Source organism: Streptomyces sp. NPDC086080 (assembly GCF_044540255.1).
Taxonomy (GTDB): Bacteria; Actinomycetota; Actinomycetes; order Streptomycetales; family Streptomycetaceae; genus Streptomyces.
On the sequence record NZ_JBITRU010000006.1, the window covers coordinates 239,906 to 255,918 of the forward strand.

15 protein-coding genes and 1 riboswitch are annotated in these 16,013 nt (G+C 71.1%); of the genes, 11 read left to right on the forward strand and 4 right to left on the reverse strand.

The genetic code is table 11. From position 1 onward, the window contains the following. Window positions 1-85 precede the first annotated feature (85 nt). Entirely contained in the window at window positions 86-643 is a 558-nt protein-coding gene (locus tag ACIF9R_RS10560) for a TetR/AcrR family transcriptional regulator (protein ID WP_399977280.1), read from the forward strand. Between the two features lie 400 nt (window positions 644-1,043). Here ACIF9R_RS10560 and ACIF9R_RS10565 read toward each other — a convergent pair whose 3' ends face one another. Continuing rightward, window positions 1,044-1,649 carry a M23 family metallopeptidase gene (locus ACIF9R_RS10565; RefSeq protein WP_399977134.1) on the reverse strand — a complete coding sequence of 202 codons (606 nt, stop codon included), beginning with the start codon at window positions 1,647-1,649 and terminating at the stop codon, window positions 1,044-1,046. 282 nt (window positions 1,650-1,931) lie between these two features. On the opposite strand from ACIF9R_RS10565, the gene rpsB reads away from it, so the two are divergent. The 10 genes from rpsB to ACIF9R_RS10615 all read left to right on the forward strand — a co-directional run bounded on the left by rpsB (window position 1,932) and on the right by ACIF9R_RS10615 (window position 12,809). After that, on the forward strand, window positions 1,932-2,843 hold the full coding sequence (gene rpsB / locus ACIF9R_RS10570) for a 30S ribosomal protein S2 (protein WP_399977136.1): 912 nt from the start codon (window positions 1,932-1,934) through the stop codon (window positions 2,841-2,843). A gap of 160 nt (window positions 2,844-3,003) precedes the next feature. Beyond that, window positions 3,004-3,840 (forward strand): translation elongation factor Ts, encoded by an 837-nt coding sequence (gene tsf / locus ACIF9R_RS10575; RefSeq protein ID WP_399977138.1) that lies wholly within the window; start codon window positions 3,004-3,006, stop codon window positions 3,838-3,840. Between the two features lie 190 nt (window positions 3,841-4,030). Further along, a complete protein-coding gene (gene pyrH / locus ACIF9R_RS10580) occupies window positions 4,031-4,789 on the forward strand; it encodes a UMP kinase (protein WP_399977140.1) in 759 nt (252 codons plus the stop codon). Between the two features lie 118 nt (window positions 4,790-4,907). After that, a complete protein-coding gene (frr, locus tag ACIF9R_RS10585; protein WP_399977142.1) occupies window positions 4,908-5,465 on the forward strand; it encodes a ribosome recycling factor in 558 nt (185 codons plus the stop codon). Between the two features lie 125 nt (window positions 5,466-5,590). Beyond that, on the forward strand, window positions 5,591-6,589 hold the full coding sequence (locus tag ACIF9R_RS10590) for a phosphatidate cytidylyltransferase (protein WP_399977145.1): 999 nt from the start codon (window positions 5,591-5,593) through the stop codon (window positions 6,587-6,589). 266 nt (window positions 6,590-6,855) lie between these two features. Then, complete coding sequence (rlmN, locus tag ACIF9R_RS10595) at window positions 6,856-7,986, forward strand: 23S rRNA (adenine(2503)-C(2))-methyltransferase RlmN (RefSeq protein WP_399977147.1); 1,131 nt, start codon at window positions 6,856-6,858, stop codon at window positions 7,984-7,986. Between the two features lie 24 nt (window positions 7,987-8,010). Further along, window positions 8,011-8,116: riboswitch (TPP riboswitch) on the forward strand. 80 nt (window positions 8,117-8,196) lie between these two features. Further along, the gene (locus ACIF9R_RS10600; protein ID WP_399977150.1) at window positions 8,197-9,279 is read left to right on the forward strand and encodes a thiamine ABC transporter substrate binding subunit; all 1,083 of its coding nucleotides are present in this window, start codon (window positions 8,197-8,199) and stop codon (window positions 9,277-9,279) included. Window positions 9,280-9,326: 47 nt separating this feature from the next. Next, the gene (locus ACIF9R_RS10605) at window positions 9,327-10,928 is read left to right on the forward strand and encodes an ABC transporter permease (protein ID WP_399977283.1); all 1,602 of its coding nucleotides are present in this window, start codon (window positions 9,327-9,329) and stop codon (window positions 10,926-10,928) included. Further along, entirely contained in the window at window positions 10,929-11,948 is a 1,020-nt protein-coding gene (locus tag ACIF9R_RS10610) for an ABC transporter ATP-binding protein (RefSeq protein ID WP_399977152.1), read from the forward strand. It begins immediately after the preceding gene. Between the two features lie 24 nt (window positions 11,949-11,972). Further along, window positions 11,973-12,809, forward strand: a complete 837-nt coding sequence (locus ACIF9R_RS10615; protein WP_399977154.1) for a maleylpyruvate isomerase family mycothiol-dependent enzyme — start codon at window positions 11,973-11,975, stop codon at window positions 12,807-12,809. 68 nt (window positions 12,810-12,877) lie between these two features. Here ACIF9R_RS10615 and ACIF9R_RS10620 read toward each other — a convergent pair whose 3' ends face one another. From ACIF9R_RS10620 to ACIF9R_RS10630, 3 genes are all read right to left on the reverse strand, one after another. Further along, window positions 12,878-13,564, reverse strand: coding sequence for an LAETG motif-containing sortase-dependent surface protein (locus ACIF9R_RS10620; protein WP_399977156.1), 687 nt, complete (start codon window positions 13,562-13,564; stop codon window positions 12,878-12,880). Window positions 13,565-13,712: 148 nt separating this feature from the next. Further along, window positions 13,713-14,834, reverse strand: coding sequence for an LOG family protein (locus tag ACIF9R_RS10625; RefSeq protein WP_399977158.1), 1,122 nt, complete (start codon window positions 14,832-14,834; stop codon window positions 13,713-13,715). A 70-nt stretch (window positions 14,835-14,904) separates the two neighbouring features. Further along, complete coding sequence (locus ACIF9R_RS10630) at window positions 14,905-15,312, reverse strand: VOC family protein (protein ID WP_399977161.1); 408 nt, start codon at window positions 15,310-15,312, stop codon at window positions 14,905-14,907. Between the last annotated feature and the right edge of the window lie 701 nt (window positions 15,313-16,013).

The window sequence follows — 16,013 nt, forward strand, 5'->3', positions numbered from 1 at the left end:
TCCGCGCGGAGCGGGCCCCTCCTCTGGCCGCCGCGGGCGCGGCGTCCGTAAAGTGGTGGACGTGCCAAGGATTCGAGCGGCCTCCGTGGCCGAGCACCGGTCGATGCAGCGAGCCGCCCTGCTGGACGCGGCACGCTCCCTGCTGTCCGAGGGCGGTACGGAGGCGCTGACCTTTCCGGCCCTCGCCGAGCGCACCGGCCTCGCGCGTTCGTCCGTGTACGAGTACTTCCGCTCGCGCGCGGCCGTCGTCGAGGAGTTGTGCGAGGTCGACTTCCCGGTCTGGGCCGCCGAGGTGGAGGCCGCGATGGCGGACGCCGACGGGGCCGCGGCCAGGATCGAGGCCTATGTCCGCACACAGCTGGAACTGGTCGGGGACCGGCGGCACCGTGCCGTCGTCGCGATCTCCGCGAGCGAACTCGACGCCGGCGCGCGGGAGAAGATCCGCGCCGCACACGGTGGCCTCATCGCGATGATCGTCGAAGCCCTCGCCGAACTGGGCCACTCCGAGCCCCGGCTCGCGGCCATGCTGGTCCAGGGCGTGGTCGACGCCGCCGTGCGCCGCATCGAACTGGGCGCGGCGGAACACCCGGACACGATCATGGACGCGGCGGTCTCCATGGCCCTCAGGGGCGTCCGCGGCTGACCTCGCCGCAACCCGGTCCGGCCGGTGAACCGCCTCCACGGACCCGTCCGTACCGCACCTGCTCCGCGGCGAACGGAGCCATCGCGAGCGGGCCGTCCGGGCCCGCCCTCGGCCGGTGGTCCCCGTGGGCGTGCTGCGAGCAGAGGGGACTCGCGCCCGGGCCGAGCCGGTGTCGCCCGTGGGGGCGGGTGGGGTAAGGGCTGGTCGTCCCCAGTCGGGCCTTGGGGTCTCCGGTGGTCCTCCCATGGGGGTGTGTCATGGCGCGGCGGCCGTGCGTGCCGAGGGAGGCGGTGGCGCCGTGCGGACGGGGCCGGATGATCCCGGTGCCGGCGCCGCGCGGGCCCGTCCCCCGGGCCGGCCGGTCCGGGGAGGGAGGCGGCGGCGTGGGGCCGCGGGTGGCTCAGGCCGGTGCCGGGGCGCCCAGGACCGGTAGCAGTCTCGACGGGCCCCTGCGCAGGAGCCACGGGGGCAGCAGGGTGAGCGGGTCCAGGTAGGTGTCCGCCTTCAGGAGGCCCCAGTGCACGCAGGGAACCGTGCAGTGGGAGCCCGTGGGTTCCACCGCGCCGATCACCTCACCGGCCGTCACCTCGTCGCCCTCGGTCACCGACGCGCGGACCGGCTCGTAGGTCGTGCGCAGCGGGGGATCACCCGTCCCCGCCAGTTCCACCGAGACCACACCCCTCCCGGCCACCCGGCCCGCGAACCGGACCCGGCCCGCCGCCACCGCCCGCACCGGCGCTCCCGGGGCCGCCGCCAGGTCCACGCCCCGGTGGCCGCGCGCGTACACCGTCGCCGGCGGCTCCCAGCCGCGCAGCACCCGCGGCCGAACGCCCACCGGCCACACCCGCCCGACGGCCGGCGTCGCTCCGTCCGCACCCGCCGGGTCCGCCGTCCGTGTACCCGTCGGCAGCCAGGACGGAGGCGGCGGTGCCCACAGCACCGCCACGGCCAGAATCACCAGCAGGGCCAGTCGCGTACCCGCTCCGACCCATCGACTCGTTCGCATGCGGGTCAGCGTCGCGCGGGCACCCGATCACCGCCGGGACCTGTGGACCACCACCCGTTTGTGGACAACGGCGTCACCCGGCACCCCGCGTGTCCCGTACACTTCTGGTGGCGACCCGGGTCACCGGGTCGACTTCGCACGCCCCGACATCGGGGCCGGTCACGGCCGGTCCCCCGATGTCAGCGCCCCTCGGTCCTTCGTGGCAACGGCGCGTCGTGGGCGTCAGGCGCGGAAGCCGTCCGGCATCCGCGGCACAACCGAGAAATTCGAGGAGATACGGCCATGGCCGTCGTCACGATGCGGGAGCTGCTGGAAAGCGGCGTCCACTTCGGTCACCAGACCCGTCGTTGGAACCCGAAGATGAAGCGCTTCATCTTCACGGAGCGCAACGGCATCTACATCATCGACCTGCTCCAGTCGCTGTCGTACATCGACCGCGCCTACGAGTTCGTCAAGGAGACCGTCGCCCACGGCGGCACGGTCATGTTCGTCGGTACGAAGAAGCAGGCGCAGGAGGCGATCGCCGAGCAGGCGACCCGCGTCGGCATGCCCTTCGTGAACCAGCGCTGGCTGGGCGGCATGCTCACCAACTTCTCGACCGTCTACAAGCGTCTGCAGCGCCTCAAGGAGCTCGAGCAGATCGACTTCGAGGATGTGGCCGCCTCCGGCCTCACCAAGAAGGAACTGCTCGTCCTCTCCCGCGAGAAGGCCAAGCTGGAGAAGACCCTCGGCGGTATCCGCGAGATGCAGAAGGTGCCCAGCGCCGTCTGGATCGTGGACACCAAGAAGGAGCACATCGCGGTCGGCGAGGCCCGGAAGCTCAACATCCCGGTCGTCGCCATCCTCGACACCAACTGTGACCCCGACGAGGTCGACTACAAGATCCCGGGCAACGACGACGCGATCCGCTCCGTCACCCTGCTCACCCGCGTGATCGCCGACGCCGTCGCCGAGGGCCTCATCGCCCGCTCCGGTGCCGCCACCGGGGACAAGGGTGACAAGGCCGCCGGCGAGCCGCTCGCCGCGTGGGAGCGCGACCTGCTCGAGGGCGAGAAGAAGGCCGAGGAGGCCGCTCCGGCCGCCGCCGAGGCCGAGAAGCCCGCCGAGGCCGAGGCCGAGAAGCCGGCCGAGGCTCCCGAGGCTGAGGCCGAGAAGCCCGCCGAGGCCCCCGCCGCCGAGGCCGAGCAGGCCTGACCCCGTCAGAGCCGTTGACGGCGGGAGCGGTGACTCAGCGAACCGCTCCCGCCGTTCACCCGTAGGTCGGCGGCGCGCCGGGCACCTGCCCCTTCCGGGGGAAGGTCCCTGACCCCGCGGATCTGAGAACCTCCAGACTTCGAGAAAGACTCACAGACTCATGGCGAACTACACCGCCGCCGACGTCAAGAAGCTCCGGGAGCTCACCGGCGCCGGCATGATGGACTGCAAGAAGGCGCTGGACGAGGCCGACGGCAACGTCGACAAGGCCGTCGAGGCGCTCCGTATCAAGGGCCAGAAGGGCGTCGCCAAGCGCGAGGGCCGCTCCGCCGAGAACGGCGCCGTGGTCTCGATCATCGCCGGTGACAACTCCTCCGGTGTCCTCGTCGAGCTGAAGTGCGAGACGGACTTCGTCGCCAAGGGCGAGAAGTTCCAGGCCGCGGCCGCCGCCATCGCCGAGCACATCACCAAGACCTCCCCGGCCGACCTCGAGGCGCTGCTCGCCTCCGAGATCGAGGCCGGCAAGACCGTCCAGGCGTTCGTGGACGAGGCCAACGCCAACCTGGGCGAGAAGATCGTCCTGGACCGCTTCGCCCAGTACGCCGACGGCTACGTCACGGCGTACATGCACCGCACGATGCCCGACCTGCCCCCGCAGATCGGTGTGCTCGTCGAGCTCGACCAGCCGAACGCCGAGGTCGCCAAGGGCGTCGCGCAGCACATCGCCGCCTTCGCGCCGAAGTACCTCGCCAAGGAGGACGTGCCGGCCGAGGTCGTCGAGTCGGAGCGTCGCATCGCCGAGGAGACCACCCGCGCCGAGGGCAAGCCCGAGGCCGCGATCGCCAAGATCGTCGAGGGTCGCCTGAACGGCTTCTTCAAGGACGCCACGCTGCTCGGCCAGCCCTACGCGCTGGACAACAAGAAGTCCGTCCAGAAGGTCCTGGACGAGGCCGGTGTCACCCTGAAGCGCTTCACGCGCATCAAGGTCGGCATCTGAGTCCGTACCGCGACGGGCGCGCGACCCCGATAGGGTCGACAGCAGTCGTTCGGACACGCGTCCACGCACGCGCGCGTGCCGGACGACAGCAGATCTGACGAGGAGGCCATTGCCGTATGGGATGCGAACACCGCCCCACCGGCAGTGGCCTTCTTCGTATGTGCAACACGCGAAAGAGGCGGGATCCCCGATGACCACCAAGGCTGAGAAGAGCGACGACGGCAAAGTACGCGGCCGGTTTATGCTGAAGCTGTCCGGAGAGGCGTTCTCCGGTGGCGGGGGCCTGGGCGTCGACCCCGACGTGGTGCACGCCATCGCGCGTGAGATCGCGGCCGTCGTCCGGGACGGCGCGGAGATCGCGATCGTCATCGGCGGCGGCAACTTCTTCCGCGGCGCCGAGCTCCAGGTGCGCGGCATGGACCGCGCCCGCTCCGACTACATGGGCATGCTCGGCACCGTGATGAACTGCCTGGCCCTCCAGGACTTCCTGGAGAAGGAAGGCGTCGACAGCCGAGTGCAGACGGCCATCACCATGGGGCAGGTCGCCGAGCCCTACATCCCGCTGCGCGCGGTACGGCACTTGGAGAAGGGCCGTGTGGTCATCTTCGGCGCCGGTATGGGCATGCCGTACTTCTCCACCGACACCACCGCCGCCCAGCGTGCCCTGGAGATCGACGCCGAGGCGCTGCTCATGGGCAAGAACGGCGTGGACGGCGTCTACGACTCGGACCCGAACACCAACCCCGACGCGGTGAAGTTCGACGCGCTCGGCTACAGCGAGGTCATCACCCGGGACCTGAAGGTCGCCGACGCCACGGCTGTCACGCTGTGCCGGGACAACAACCTGCCGATCCTGGTCTTCGAGCTTCTGAAGGAGGGCAACATCGCCCGCGCCGTCAAGGGTGAGAAGATCGGCACGCTGGTCGGTGACCAAGCCGGGCGCAACTGACCGGGGGATGGACAATGTCCTGCCGGTCGGGAACCGTGCAGGAAGAAGACGCGACGCAGCCGGCCGCCGCCCCGAAGAGGAACCGCAGCCGGGCCTACTCAAGACGCAGGAGCAAGTGGTGATCGAAGAGACCCTCCTCGAGGCCGAGGAGAAGATGGAGAAGGCCGTCGTGGTCGCCAAGGAGGACTTCGCCGCGATCCGCACCGGTCGTGCGCACCCGGCGATGTTCAACAAGATCGTGGCCGACTACTACGGCGCACCGACGCCGATCAACCAGCTGGCCTCGTTCTCCGTGCCCGAGCCGCGCATGGCCGTGGTGACGCCGTTCGACAAGAGCGCGCTGCGCAACATCGAGCAGGCGATCCGCGACTCCGACCTGGGCGTCAACCCGAGCAACGACGGCAACATCATCCGGGTGGTGTTCCCCGAACTGACCGAGGAGCGCCGCCGCGACTACATCAAGGTCGCCAAGGGCAAGGGTGAGGACGCCAAGATCTCGATCCGTTCCGTGCGCCGCAAGGCCAAGGAGACCATCGACAAGATGATCAAGGACGGCGAGGTCGGCGAGGACGAGGGCCGCCGTGCGGAGAAGGAGCTCGACGACACCACCGCGAAGTACGTCGCCCAGGTGGACGAGCTCCTGAAGCACAAGGAAGCCGAGCTGCTCGAGGTCTGATGAACGACTCTTCCTGGGGGACGCCGCAGACCGGGTACTGGGGCCCTTCCGATCACGGGCCCGGCCAGGGCGCTGTCCCGGCGGGTCCCGCGTACGATGCGCACTACGTACAGCAGACGCGCCCCATGCCCATCGTGCCCGACGTACCCGAACACGGCGGAGACCAGGAGGTGGACCGGGGGGCCGTTCGGCTGAGCGGCCCCCTGTTCCGAGACGAGATGCCGCAGGCACGGCCCCACCCCGGGGAGGTGTCGCAGAATCCGGAGCCCATGCCCCACGCCCCGCAGCCGGCGCCCGCCCCGCAGAAGAAGAGCGCGGGGCGCGACCTCGGCTCCGCGATAGGCGTCGGCGTCGGCCTGGGAGCGGTGATCGTCGCTTCGCTGTTCGTCGTCAAGGCCGTCTTCGTCGGCGTGGTCGCCGTCGCCGTCGTGGTGGGCCTGTGGGAGCTGACCAAGCGGCTCGACGAACGCAAGGGCATCAAGGCGCCCCTCGTTCCGCTGGCGCTCGGCGGTGCGGCCATGGTCGTCACCGGGTACGCGCGGGGAGCCGAGGGCGCGTGGGTCGCCATGGCGCTCACCACGCTGGCGGTACTCGTCTGGCGTATGACGGCGCCGCCCGAGAACTACCTCAGGGATGTCACGGCGGGTGTCTTCGCCGCGTTCTACGTCCCGTTCCTGGCGACCTTCGTCGCGATGATGCTCACCGCCGACGACGGCGCCTGGCGCGTCCTCACCTTCCTGCTGCTGACGGTGGTCAGCGACACGGGCGCGTACGCCGTCGGCTGGCGCTTCGGTACCCACAAGCTCGCCCCGCGGATCAGCCCCGGCAAGACCCGTGAGGGCCTGCTGGGCGCGATCGGCTTCGCCATGGTCGCGGGCGCGCTGTGCATGCAGTTCCTGATCGACGACGGCAGCTGGTGGCAGGGCCTGCTGCTCGGCCTCGCGGTCGCCGCCAGCGCCACCCTGGGCGACCTCGGCGAGTCCATGATCAAACGCGACCTGGGCATCAAGGACATGGGCACGCTGCTCCCGGGCCACGGCGGCATCATGGACCGTTTGGACTCCTTGTTGCCGACGGCTCCCGTGGTGTGGTTGCTGCTGGTCCTGTTTGTCGGGTCGGGGTGAGGCAGATGGGCCACGGGGCCGCGCGGCGGTAGCCGCACATCGCTACAGCATGGACCGTTTGGACTTCTTGTTGCCGACGGCTCCCGTGGTGTGGCTGCTGCTGGTGATCTTCGTCGGATCGGGTTGACGGCGAACAGGTACCCTGGAAGGGCTCGCGGTGGACTGCGGGCCCTTTCGTACGTCCCCGCCCCGCGCGGGTCGTCTCCTGGCTCAGGCACAGCGGTGCCATCGCCCCCGCCTGTGCGGCATTGCCAGACCCCGTCGTCATGAGGAGTTGCCCGACCGTGGCCCGTCCCGTTCCCGGTGAGCTCACCTTCGTCGCCCCCCGCGGAGCGAAGCGGCCGCCGCGGCACCTTGCCGATCTCACGCCCGCCGAGCGCAAGGAGGCCGTCGCCGCGGCCGGTGAGAAGCCGTTCCGTGCCAAGCAGCTCTCGCAGCACTACTTCGCACGGTACGCGCACGACCCGGAGCAGTGGACCGACATCCCGGCCGGCTCGCGCGGCAGGCTCCAGGAGGCGCTGCTTCCTGAGCTGATGACCGTCGTACGGCATCTGTCCACCGATCAGGGCACCACCCGCAAGACGCTGTGGAAGCTGTTCGACGGGACGCTCGTCGAGTCGGTACTGATGCGCTACCCGGACCGGGTGACCATGTGCATCAGCTCCCAGGCGGGCTGCGGCATGAACTGCCCGTTCTGCGCGACCGGGCAGGCCGGTCTTGACCGGAACCTGTCGACCGCCGAGATCGTGCACCAGATCGTGGACGGGATGCGGGCGCTCCGGGACGGCGAGGTGCCCGGGGGCCCGGCGCGGCTCAGCAACATCGTGTTCATGGGCATGGGTGAGCCGCTCGCCAACTACAACCGGGTCGTCGGGGCCATCCGCCGCCTCACCGACCCCGAGCCGGACGGGCTCGGGCTGTCACAGCGTGGGATCACCGTGTCCACGGTCGGTCTCGTCCCGGCGATCCACCGGTTCACCGGCGAGGGCTTCAAGTGCCGGCTGGCCATCTCGCTGCACGCCCCCGACGACGAACTGCGCGACACCCTCGTCCCCGTGAACACGCGGTGGAAGGTGCGCGAGGTGCTCGACGCCGGGTTCGAGTACGCGGCCACCTCCGGGCGGCGGCTGTCCATCGAGTACGCGCTGATCCGGGACATCAACGACCAGGCCTGGCGTGGTGACCGCCTCGGGCGGATGCTCAAGGGCCGTCCCGTGCACGTCAACCTCATCCCGCTCAACCCCACGCCCGGCTCCAAATGGACCGCCTCCCGCCCCGAGGACGAGAAGGCGTTCGTCGAGGCGATCGCCGCGCACGGGGTGCCGGTCACGATCAGGGACACCCGTGGACAGGAGATCGACGGGGCGTGTGGTCAGCTCGCCGCGAGCGAGAGGTAGTGTGACTCGCGTAAGCACATCTTCATATTCCGACAGGGGAGCGCCACAGCGCTGAGAGTGCGGCACCGGCCGCAGACCCTCCGAACCTGGCCCAGGTCATTCTGGGTAGGGAGATCGGTCATCACTCGAGCTGTTGCGCCCTGCCCGGGATCTCACCCAGAGGTCCCGGGCGGGGCCGCGTCTCTTCCTGGTCACTCCAGGAGGAATCAAGTGGGTATCACCAAGAAGGTCATGGTTCTGGCCGCCGGGCTGGGACTGGTCGCGCTGTCCGCGTGCGGGTCGTCGGACGGCGGCGACGCGGGGGACGGCGGGTCCGGGACCGTGACCCTCGTCAGCCACAACTCGTGGGCCGTGTCGAAGGACGTCGTCGCGGACTTCGAGAAGCAGTCCGGCTACCGGTTGAAGGTCCTCGAGGACGGCGATGCCGGGCAGGCCGTGAACAAGGCCGTCCTGACCAAGGACAACCCGCAGGGCGACGTCTTCTTCGGCGTCGACAACACCCTGCTCTCCCGCGCTCTGGACAACGGACTGTTCCAGCCGTACGAGGCGAAGGACGCGGAGCTGATCCTGCCCGAGTACCGGGTCGACGAGGACAAGCACCGGGTCACCCCCGTCGACAGCGGTGACGTCTGCGTCAACTACGACAAGGCGTGGTTCGCCGAGAACGACCTGACTCCGCCCCGGACCTTCGACGACCTGGTCGAGCCCGAGTACAAGAACCTCCTCGTGGTCGAGAACGCCTCCACCTCCTCGCCCGGTCTCGGCTTCCTGCTCGGAACGGCCGCCCAGTACGGTGACGACGGCTGGCCGGACTACTGGAAGAAGCTCAAGGCCAACGGTGTGAAGGTGGTCGACGGCTGGGAGCAGGCCTACAACGAGGAGTTCTCCGGCTCGGCCGGCGGCAAGCAGGCCAAGGCCGACCGTCCGCTGGTGGTGTCGTACGCCTCCTCGCCGCCCGCCGAGGTGATCTACGCCGACCCCAGGCCGGACACCGCGCCCACCGGCGTGGCCGAGGGCACCTGCTTCCGTCAGGTCGAGTACGCGGGGCTGCTGAGCAACGCGAAGAACCCCGAGGGCGGCAAGGCCCTCATCGACTTCCTGATCGGCGAGCGGTTCCAGAACGACATGCCGCTCAACATGTTCGTGTACCCGGTGCGGGAGGGCGCCCAGGTGCCCGAGGAGTTCGCGACGTTCGGTCCGCAGGCCAAGGACCCGCAGACCATGGACCCGCAGAAGATCGCCGCCAACCGTGACCAGTGGGTCAAGTCGTGGACCTCGCTCGTACTGAAGTGACGCGAGCCGCGGCGAAGCGGCGCGGGAGCGCGGCGCGGCTCGGCCTGATGGCCGTGCCGGTCGCGTTCTTCGCCGTGTTCTTCGCCTATCCCGTCGCCGCGATCGTCGCGCGCGGACTGAAGACCGACGGGACCTGGCACCTCGGGCGGATCGGGGACGTACTGGCGCAGTCCGACGTCCGGCAGGTGCTGTGGTTCACCACCTGGCAGGCGTGTGCCTCCACCGCCCTCACCCTGCTGATCGCCCTGCCCGGCGCGTATGTCTTCGCGCGCTACGACTTTCCCGGCAAGCAGGTGCTGCGGGCCGTGGTCACCGTGCCCTTCGTCCTGCCGACGGTCGTCGTCGGTACGGCGTTCATGGCGCTGGTCGGTCGCGGCGGCCTCCTCGACGACGTGTGGGGCGTACGGCTGGACACCACGGTGTGGGCGATCCTGCTCGCGCATGTCTTCTTCAACTACGCCGTCGTCGTACGCACCGTGGGCGGGCTGTGGTCCCAGCTCGACCCGCGGCAGGAGGAGGCCGCGCGGATGCTCGGCGCCTCGCGGTTCGCGGCCTGGCGGACCGTCACCCTGCCCGCGCTCGCGCCCGCCGTGGCCGCGGCGGCGCTGATGGTCTTCCTGTTCACCTTCACGTCCTTCGGAGTGGTGCAGATCCTGGGCGGGCCGGCGTTCTCCACCCTCGAAGTGGAGATCTACCGGCAGACCTCCGAGATCTTCGACCTGTCCACGGCCGCCGTCCTGACGATGGTCCAGTTCGCCGCCGTGGGCTCGATCCTCGTCCTGCATGCCTGGACCGTACGGCGCCGGGAGAGCGCGCTGCGGCTGGTGGACGCCGCGGTGACCGCACGCCGGCCGCGTGGCGCGGGGCAGTGGGCGCTCCTCGGTGGGGTCGTCGCCACCGTCGCCGTACTGATCCTGCTGCCCCTCGCGGTGCTGGTGGAACGGTCCCTCGGTGGCGCGGGCCTCGGCTACTACCGGGCGCTGACCGAGGACGACGGGGGCGTGTTCCTGGTCGCGCCCATCGAGGCGGTGGGCAACTCGCTGCAGTACGCCGTCGCCGCCACCGGCATCGCCGTGCTGATCGGCTCTCTCGCCGCCGTGGCACTGACCCGGCGGGACGCCGGACGGCTGGTGCGCGGGTTCGACGCGCTGCTGATGCTGCCGCTCGGGGTGTCTGCGGTGACCGTGGGCTTCGGCTTCCTGATCGCTCTCGACGAGCCTCCGCTGGACCTCCGGGCCTCCTGGATCCTGGTCCCGCTGGCCCAGGCGCTGGTCGGTGTCCCCTTCGTCGTGCGGACCATGCTGCCCGTGCTGCGGGCCGTGGACGTACGGCTGCGGGAGGCGGCGGCGGTGCTCGGGGCGTCGCCGTGGCGGGCGTGGCGGGAGGTGGACCTGCCGTTGGTGCGGCGGGCGCTGCTGATCGCGGCCGGGTTCGCCTTCGCCGTGTCGCTCGGGGAGTTCGGGGCGACGGTGTTCATCGCACGGCCGGAGAATCCGACCCTGCCGGTGGCCGTGGCGCGGCTGCTGGGGCGGCCCGGGGACCTCAACTACGGTCAGGCGATGGCCCTCTCGACGATTCTGATGATCGTGTGCGCGGTGGCGCTGCTCGTGCTGGAGCGGCTGCGGACCGACAGGACCGGGGAGTTCTAGATGCTGCTGAGCCTGGAGGCCGCGACGGTCCGCTTCGGCGGACGGGCGGTGCTGGACGCCGTCGGCCTGGGGGTCGCCGAGCACGAGATCGTGTGTGTGCTCGGGCCCAGCGGCAGCGGCAAGTCGACGCTGCTGCGGGCGGTCGCCGGGCTGCAGCCCCTCGACTCCGGACGGATCCTGCTGGACGGACGGGACCAGTCGGGCGTGCCCGCGCACCGGCGCGGGGTCGGGCTGATGTTCCAGGACCATCAGCTGTTCCCGCAGCGGGACGTGGGCGGCAATGTGGCCTTCGGGCTACGGATGCACGGTGCTTCTCGCAGTGAACAGGCCGCCAAGGTGGGGGAGTTGCTGGATCTGGTGGGACTGCCGGGGGCGGCCGGACGGGCCGTCGCCGCGCTCTCCGGCGGCGAGCAGCAGCGTGTCGCGCTGGCCCGTGCCCTCGCCCCCAGCCCCCGGCTGCTGATGCTCGACGAGCCGCTCGGCCAGTTGGACCGGTCGCTCCGGGAACGTCTTGTCGTCGAACTGCGGGAGTTGTTCGGCCGGTTGGGCACCACGGTGCTCGCCGTGACCCACGACCAGGGCGAGGCGTTCGCCCTGGCCGACCGGGTGGTGGTGATGCGGGACGGGCGGATCGCCCAGTCCGGCACACCGCTCGAGGTGTGGCAGCGGCCGGCCGATGCCTTCGTGGCGCGCTTCCTCGGCTTCGAGAACGTCGTCGGGGCGACGGTGACGGACGGGGTCGCCGTGACCCCCTGGGGGAAGGTCCCCGTGCCGGACGGCGCCCCGCAGGGCCCGCGCACGCTGCTCGTCAGGCCCGCCGGTGTCCGCCTGGTCCCCGCCGACGAGGGGCTGCGCTGCACGGTGGCCGCGCGCACCTTCCGGGGCACCCATGTCGCCGTCGGCCTCCAGCCCGCCGACGCACCCCGCCTGGAGGCGGCCTGCGCGCTCAGGGCCGCGCCCGGGGTCGGGGACGAGGTCGGCGTGGAGTTCGACGCCGCGGAAATCGCCGTGCTGGGGTGAGCGCGGCTCCCTAGGGTGTGCGGTATGACCCGACTCACCCATGACCGCTGTTGCCAGGAGATCGCCCTGCAGACCGGGCAGTTGCGGACCGTCGTCAGGTCCGGTGCCGATCTGTCCCTCATGGTTCCCACCACCCCCGAGTGGTCCCTGGAGCAGTTGGTACGGCATGTCGGCGGCGCCCTGCGCTGGGCGGCGCTGATGGTGCGTACCGGGGCCGGGGACGAGATTCCCGAGGAGCGGGTGCCGGGCTTCGGCGGACCCGCGCGGTGGGGCGATCCCGGTGCGCTCGACGCGTGGCTGGCGGAGTGCGGCGAGCTGATCGTCGGCGCGCTGCGGGACGCGGGGCCGGACGCGAAGGTGTGGAGCTGGGCCGGGATCCACAACGCCGGATTCTGGGCCCGCCGTATGACGCACGAGCTGATCGTGCACCGCGCGGACGCGGCCCTGGCCGCCGGGCTGCCCTTCGAGGTCGCGCCCGACGCCGCCGCCGACGCGGTCGACGAGTGGCTGGAGATCGTGGAGTGGGCTCAGCGGACCCTGCCGGAGGACGCGGTGCACGGACTGCGCGGTCCCCGGCGCACCATCCATCTGCACGCCACGGACACCGGAGCGGCGGTGCGCGGCGGGCGCGGCGAAGGGGAGGGTCCCGCGCGCGAAGGGTGGGGACGGCTGATCGAGCTGGACGAGGACGGTGTCTCCTGGCGCCGGGGCCACGAGAAGGCCACCGTCGCCCTGCGCGGCCCCCTCACCTCCGTGCTCCTCGCCTTCTACCGCCGGCTGCCGCTGGACGCGCCGGAGCTGGAGGTGCGCGGCGAGCGGGATGTGCTGGAACTCTGGCTGGAGCGGGCGACGTTCGGCTGAGCGGACGGACACGGAAGCGGCCCGCTCCCCTGAACGGGGAACGGGCCGCCGGGGTTTTTCGTGAGGCGTCAGCGCTCGCTGCTCGCCCCGCGGCGGCGCATGCCGAAGAAGACCGCGCCACCGCCGACCGCGACCAGAGCGGCCGCGATGCCGGCGATCAGACCGGTGTTGGAGTCGGCGCCGGTCTCGGCCAGGTTCGACTCACCTGCCGGGGAGGGCGCGTTGTCCGAGGTGTCCGCCGGAGGGGTGCTCCCGCTCTCCGACGCCGACGGGGTCGGCGTGCCGGACTCCTCCTCGGCCGGGGTCGAGGAGGAGTCCGACGGAGTCGGCGTCGGCTCCGTGGCCGGCGGTTCCCCGTCCTCCGCGCAGGCCGTCGCGGGGGTGGTCAGGTTCGGCTTGATGTCCTCGTCGACGTAGGGCGGCGCGTCGACGTGGATGCGGTACTCGGCCTTCGGCTTCCAGTCCTCCTCGAAGGTGATGGTGGTGCCCTCACGGGAGCCCTTGACCACCTGCTCGCCGACCTGCTTGTCCTGCAGGAACACGGTGATGGTGGCGGGGACGCCGGCCGGGTCCACGTCGGTGACGGTGATGACGCCCTTGTCACCGACGCACTTGGCCTCGGCCGAGAACTCAGTGATGTTGCACGCCGCCGCGGAGCCGGCCGCGCCGAGCGCGAGTGCCGCGGACGCGGAGACGACACCGAGGGCGCGCACGGAGCGCGCGACGGTACGGCGGGATACGGACAGAACTGACACGTTTGTCCTTTACGGGGATAAGCAAATGCGGGGGGTTGAGGGAATGCTGACGAAGCATCAGCACTCCCAGGTGACTCCCAGGTCTATAAGCGCCCCATAAGGAGTGTCAACGCATATGCCTACAGCAGGACCGGGCTTTGCCTTCTTATTAACCACCCAGACGTTTCAAGGCCTCCGGGGCCTCCTCGATCCGGTCGACCAGGGTGATCCGGTCCTCCATCGACCGCTCCCGGGCGAGGGACCGCAGCAGCGGCCAGGCCGGCAGCTTCTCCGTCCAGTGCGCCCGGTTCACCAGCACCATGGGCGTGGGTTCACCGCGCGACTCGTAGTAGTTCGGCGTCGCGTGGTCGAAGATCTCCTGTACGGTGCCGGCGGCGCCCGGCAGGAACACCACGCCCGCGTTGCAGCGGGCCAGCAGGCCGTCCTCCCGCGTGGCATTGGCGAAGTACTTCGCGATGTGCGAGGCGAAGGCGTTCGGCGGCTCGTGGCCGTAGAACCAGGTCGGGATGCCGATCGAATGGTTGCCCCTCGGCCAGCGGGCCCGTATCTCGAAGGCGGCGCGCGCCCAGTCGGTGATCGACGGTGTGAACGAGGGCGCGCTCGCGAGGAGTCGGCAGGCCTCGTCCAGCATGGCGTCGTCGTACGGGGCCGTGTAGGCGCCGAGGTTCGCCGCCTCCATCGCGCCGGGGCCGCCTCCGGTCGCCACGGTGAAGCCGGCCTGGCTCAGCGCCCGCCCGAGCCGGGCGGCACCCCGGAACTCCTCGGTGCCACGGGCCATCGCATGACCGCCCATCACCCCCACGACCCGGGCCCGGCGCAGCAGTTCGTCGAGGGCGTCGGACATGGAGTCGTCGTGGACCGCGCGCAGCATGGAGGCGAGGATGTCGCCGTCGGCCCTGGTCCGCTGGAACCAGGTGTAGGCCAGCGCGTCGGGAGTGGCCTCGTAGCCCTTGTCGAGCGAGGCGAACAGATCGTCGGGCGTGTAGAGATGCCCCCGGTACGGGTCGAAGGGCAGCCCCGGCACGGGAGGCAGCACCAGCGCGCCGTCGCCGCGGACCTTCTCCGCCGCGGCCGGCCGCATCCGGCAGCCGAGGAACACCGCCCCGGCGGTGTCGGTGCCGAGCAACTCCCGGGTCCGGTCGGTCAGATCGACGGCCTGGACACGGAACCCGGAGAGGGTGCCACGGGCCGAGACGACGGCGTCGAACTCCTCGAGCGTCTCGATCTCGCGGTCCCCGTGATGGACGGCATGGGCGGGACTGGTCAGCACCCGCCCATGCTAGGGCCTGCCCGGCAGGCTCCGCCGGACGGGTCCTGGGCCTTCCCGGGGCCCCTGGGCCTCAGCCCTCCACGGCCGCCGGGTCCATCCACACGATCTCCCAGGTGTGACCGTCGAGGTCGTCGAAGGAGCGGCCGTACATGAAACCGAGGTCCTGGGTGTCACCGGCGGCCGATCCACCCGCCGCCAGGGCCTTGTCGACCAACTCGTCGACCTTCTCCCGGCTCTCGGCGCTCAGCGCGATCAGCACCTCGCTGCTCCTGGTGGCGTCCGCGATCTCCTTCTTCGTGAACTCCGCGTACCTCTGCCGGTTCAGCAGCATCGCGACGATGGTGTCGCTGATGACGACCGAGGCGGTGGACTCGTCGCTGAACCGCGGGTTGATGGAGTAGCCGAGTTCGGTGAAGAACTTCTTCGACGCGGCGAGGTCGTTGACGGGCAGGTTGACGAAGATCATCTGCTGGTACATGGCGGGGTCTCTCCCATTCGGTTCCGTCGCGTTCGTAGAGGTGGACCGGAGGCGCGCGCGGAACTCATCGGCTGCTCCGGATCAGTTTTCGTGCGGCCCCGGCGCCGGACGCCTGCGGCGCGGCGGCGTGGACCCGGAACCGGGCGGCACTCCGTGGAGGACCCCGGCCGCGGCCCCCGCCCCGGCGCCGGACGCCTGCGGCGCGGTGGCATGGGCCCGGGACCGGGCGGCACCCCGTGGCGGACCCCGGCCCAGCCGTTCCGGCTCGGCTCCGGCCGGCCCGGCCCTTGGGGGTTCGGTCCCCGAGCGGTCGTGATGACCGCCGCCGAGGGCGACGACCAGGTGGTCCTGCGCGGCACCGGGCGCTACGCGCACCCCTCGTCGTCCTCGCGGACGTCGAGGAGCAGCGGACGCGGTTCGGCGTGTCACGGCGCCGCGGCCCCCGGCGGATGCCGTCGTGCCACGGCGTCCGGCACGGACGGTCCGGGGCAGGGCCGGGGCCAGGAGCGCGGTCGTTCCGGCGGCGGATGTGTCGCGCGGGCGTGCTCGGCCGGCCGGCGGCCAGGCCGACAGTTGGGCCACCACCAGGGACAATGGCCCGAACAGGGCCAGGAGCGCGGTCGTTCCGGCGGCGGATGTGTCGCGCGGGCGTGCTCGGCCGGCCGGCGGCCAGGCCGACAGTTGGGCCACCACCAGGGACA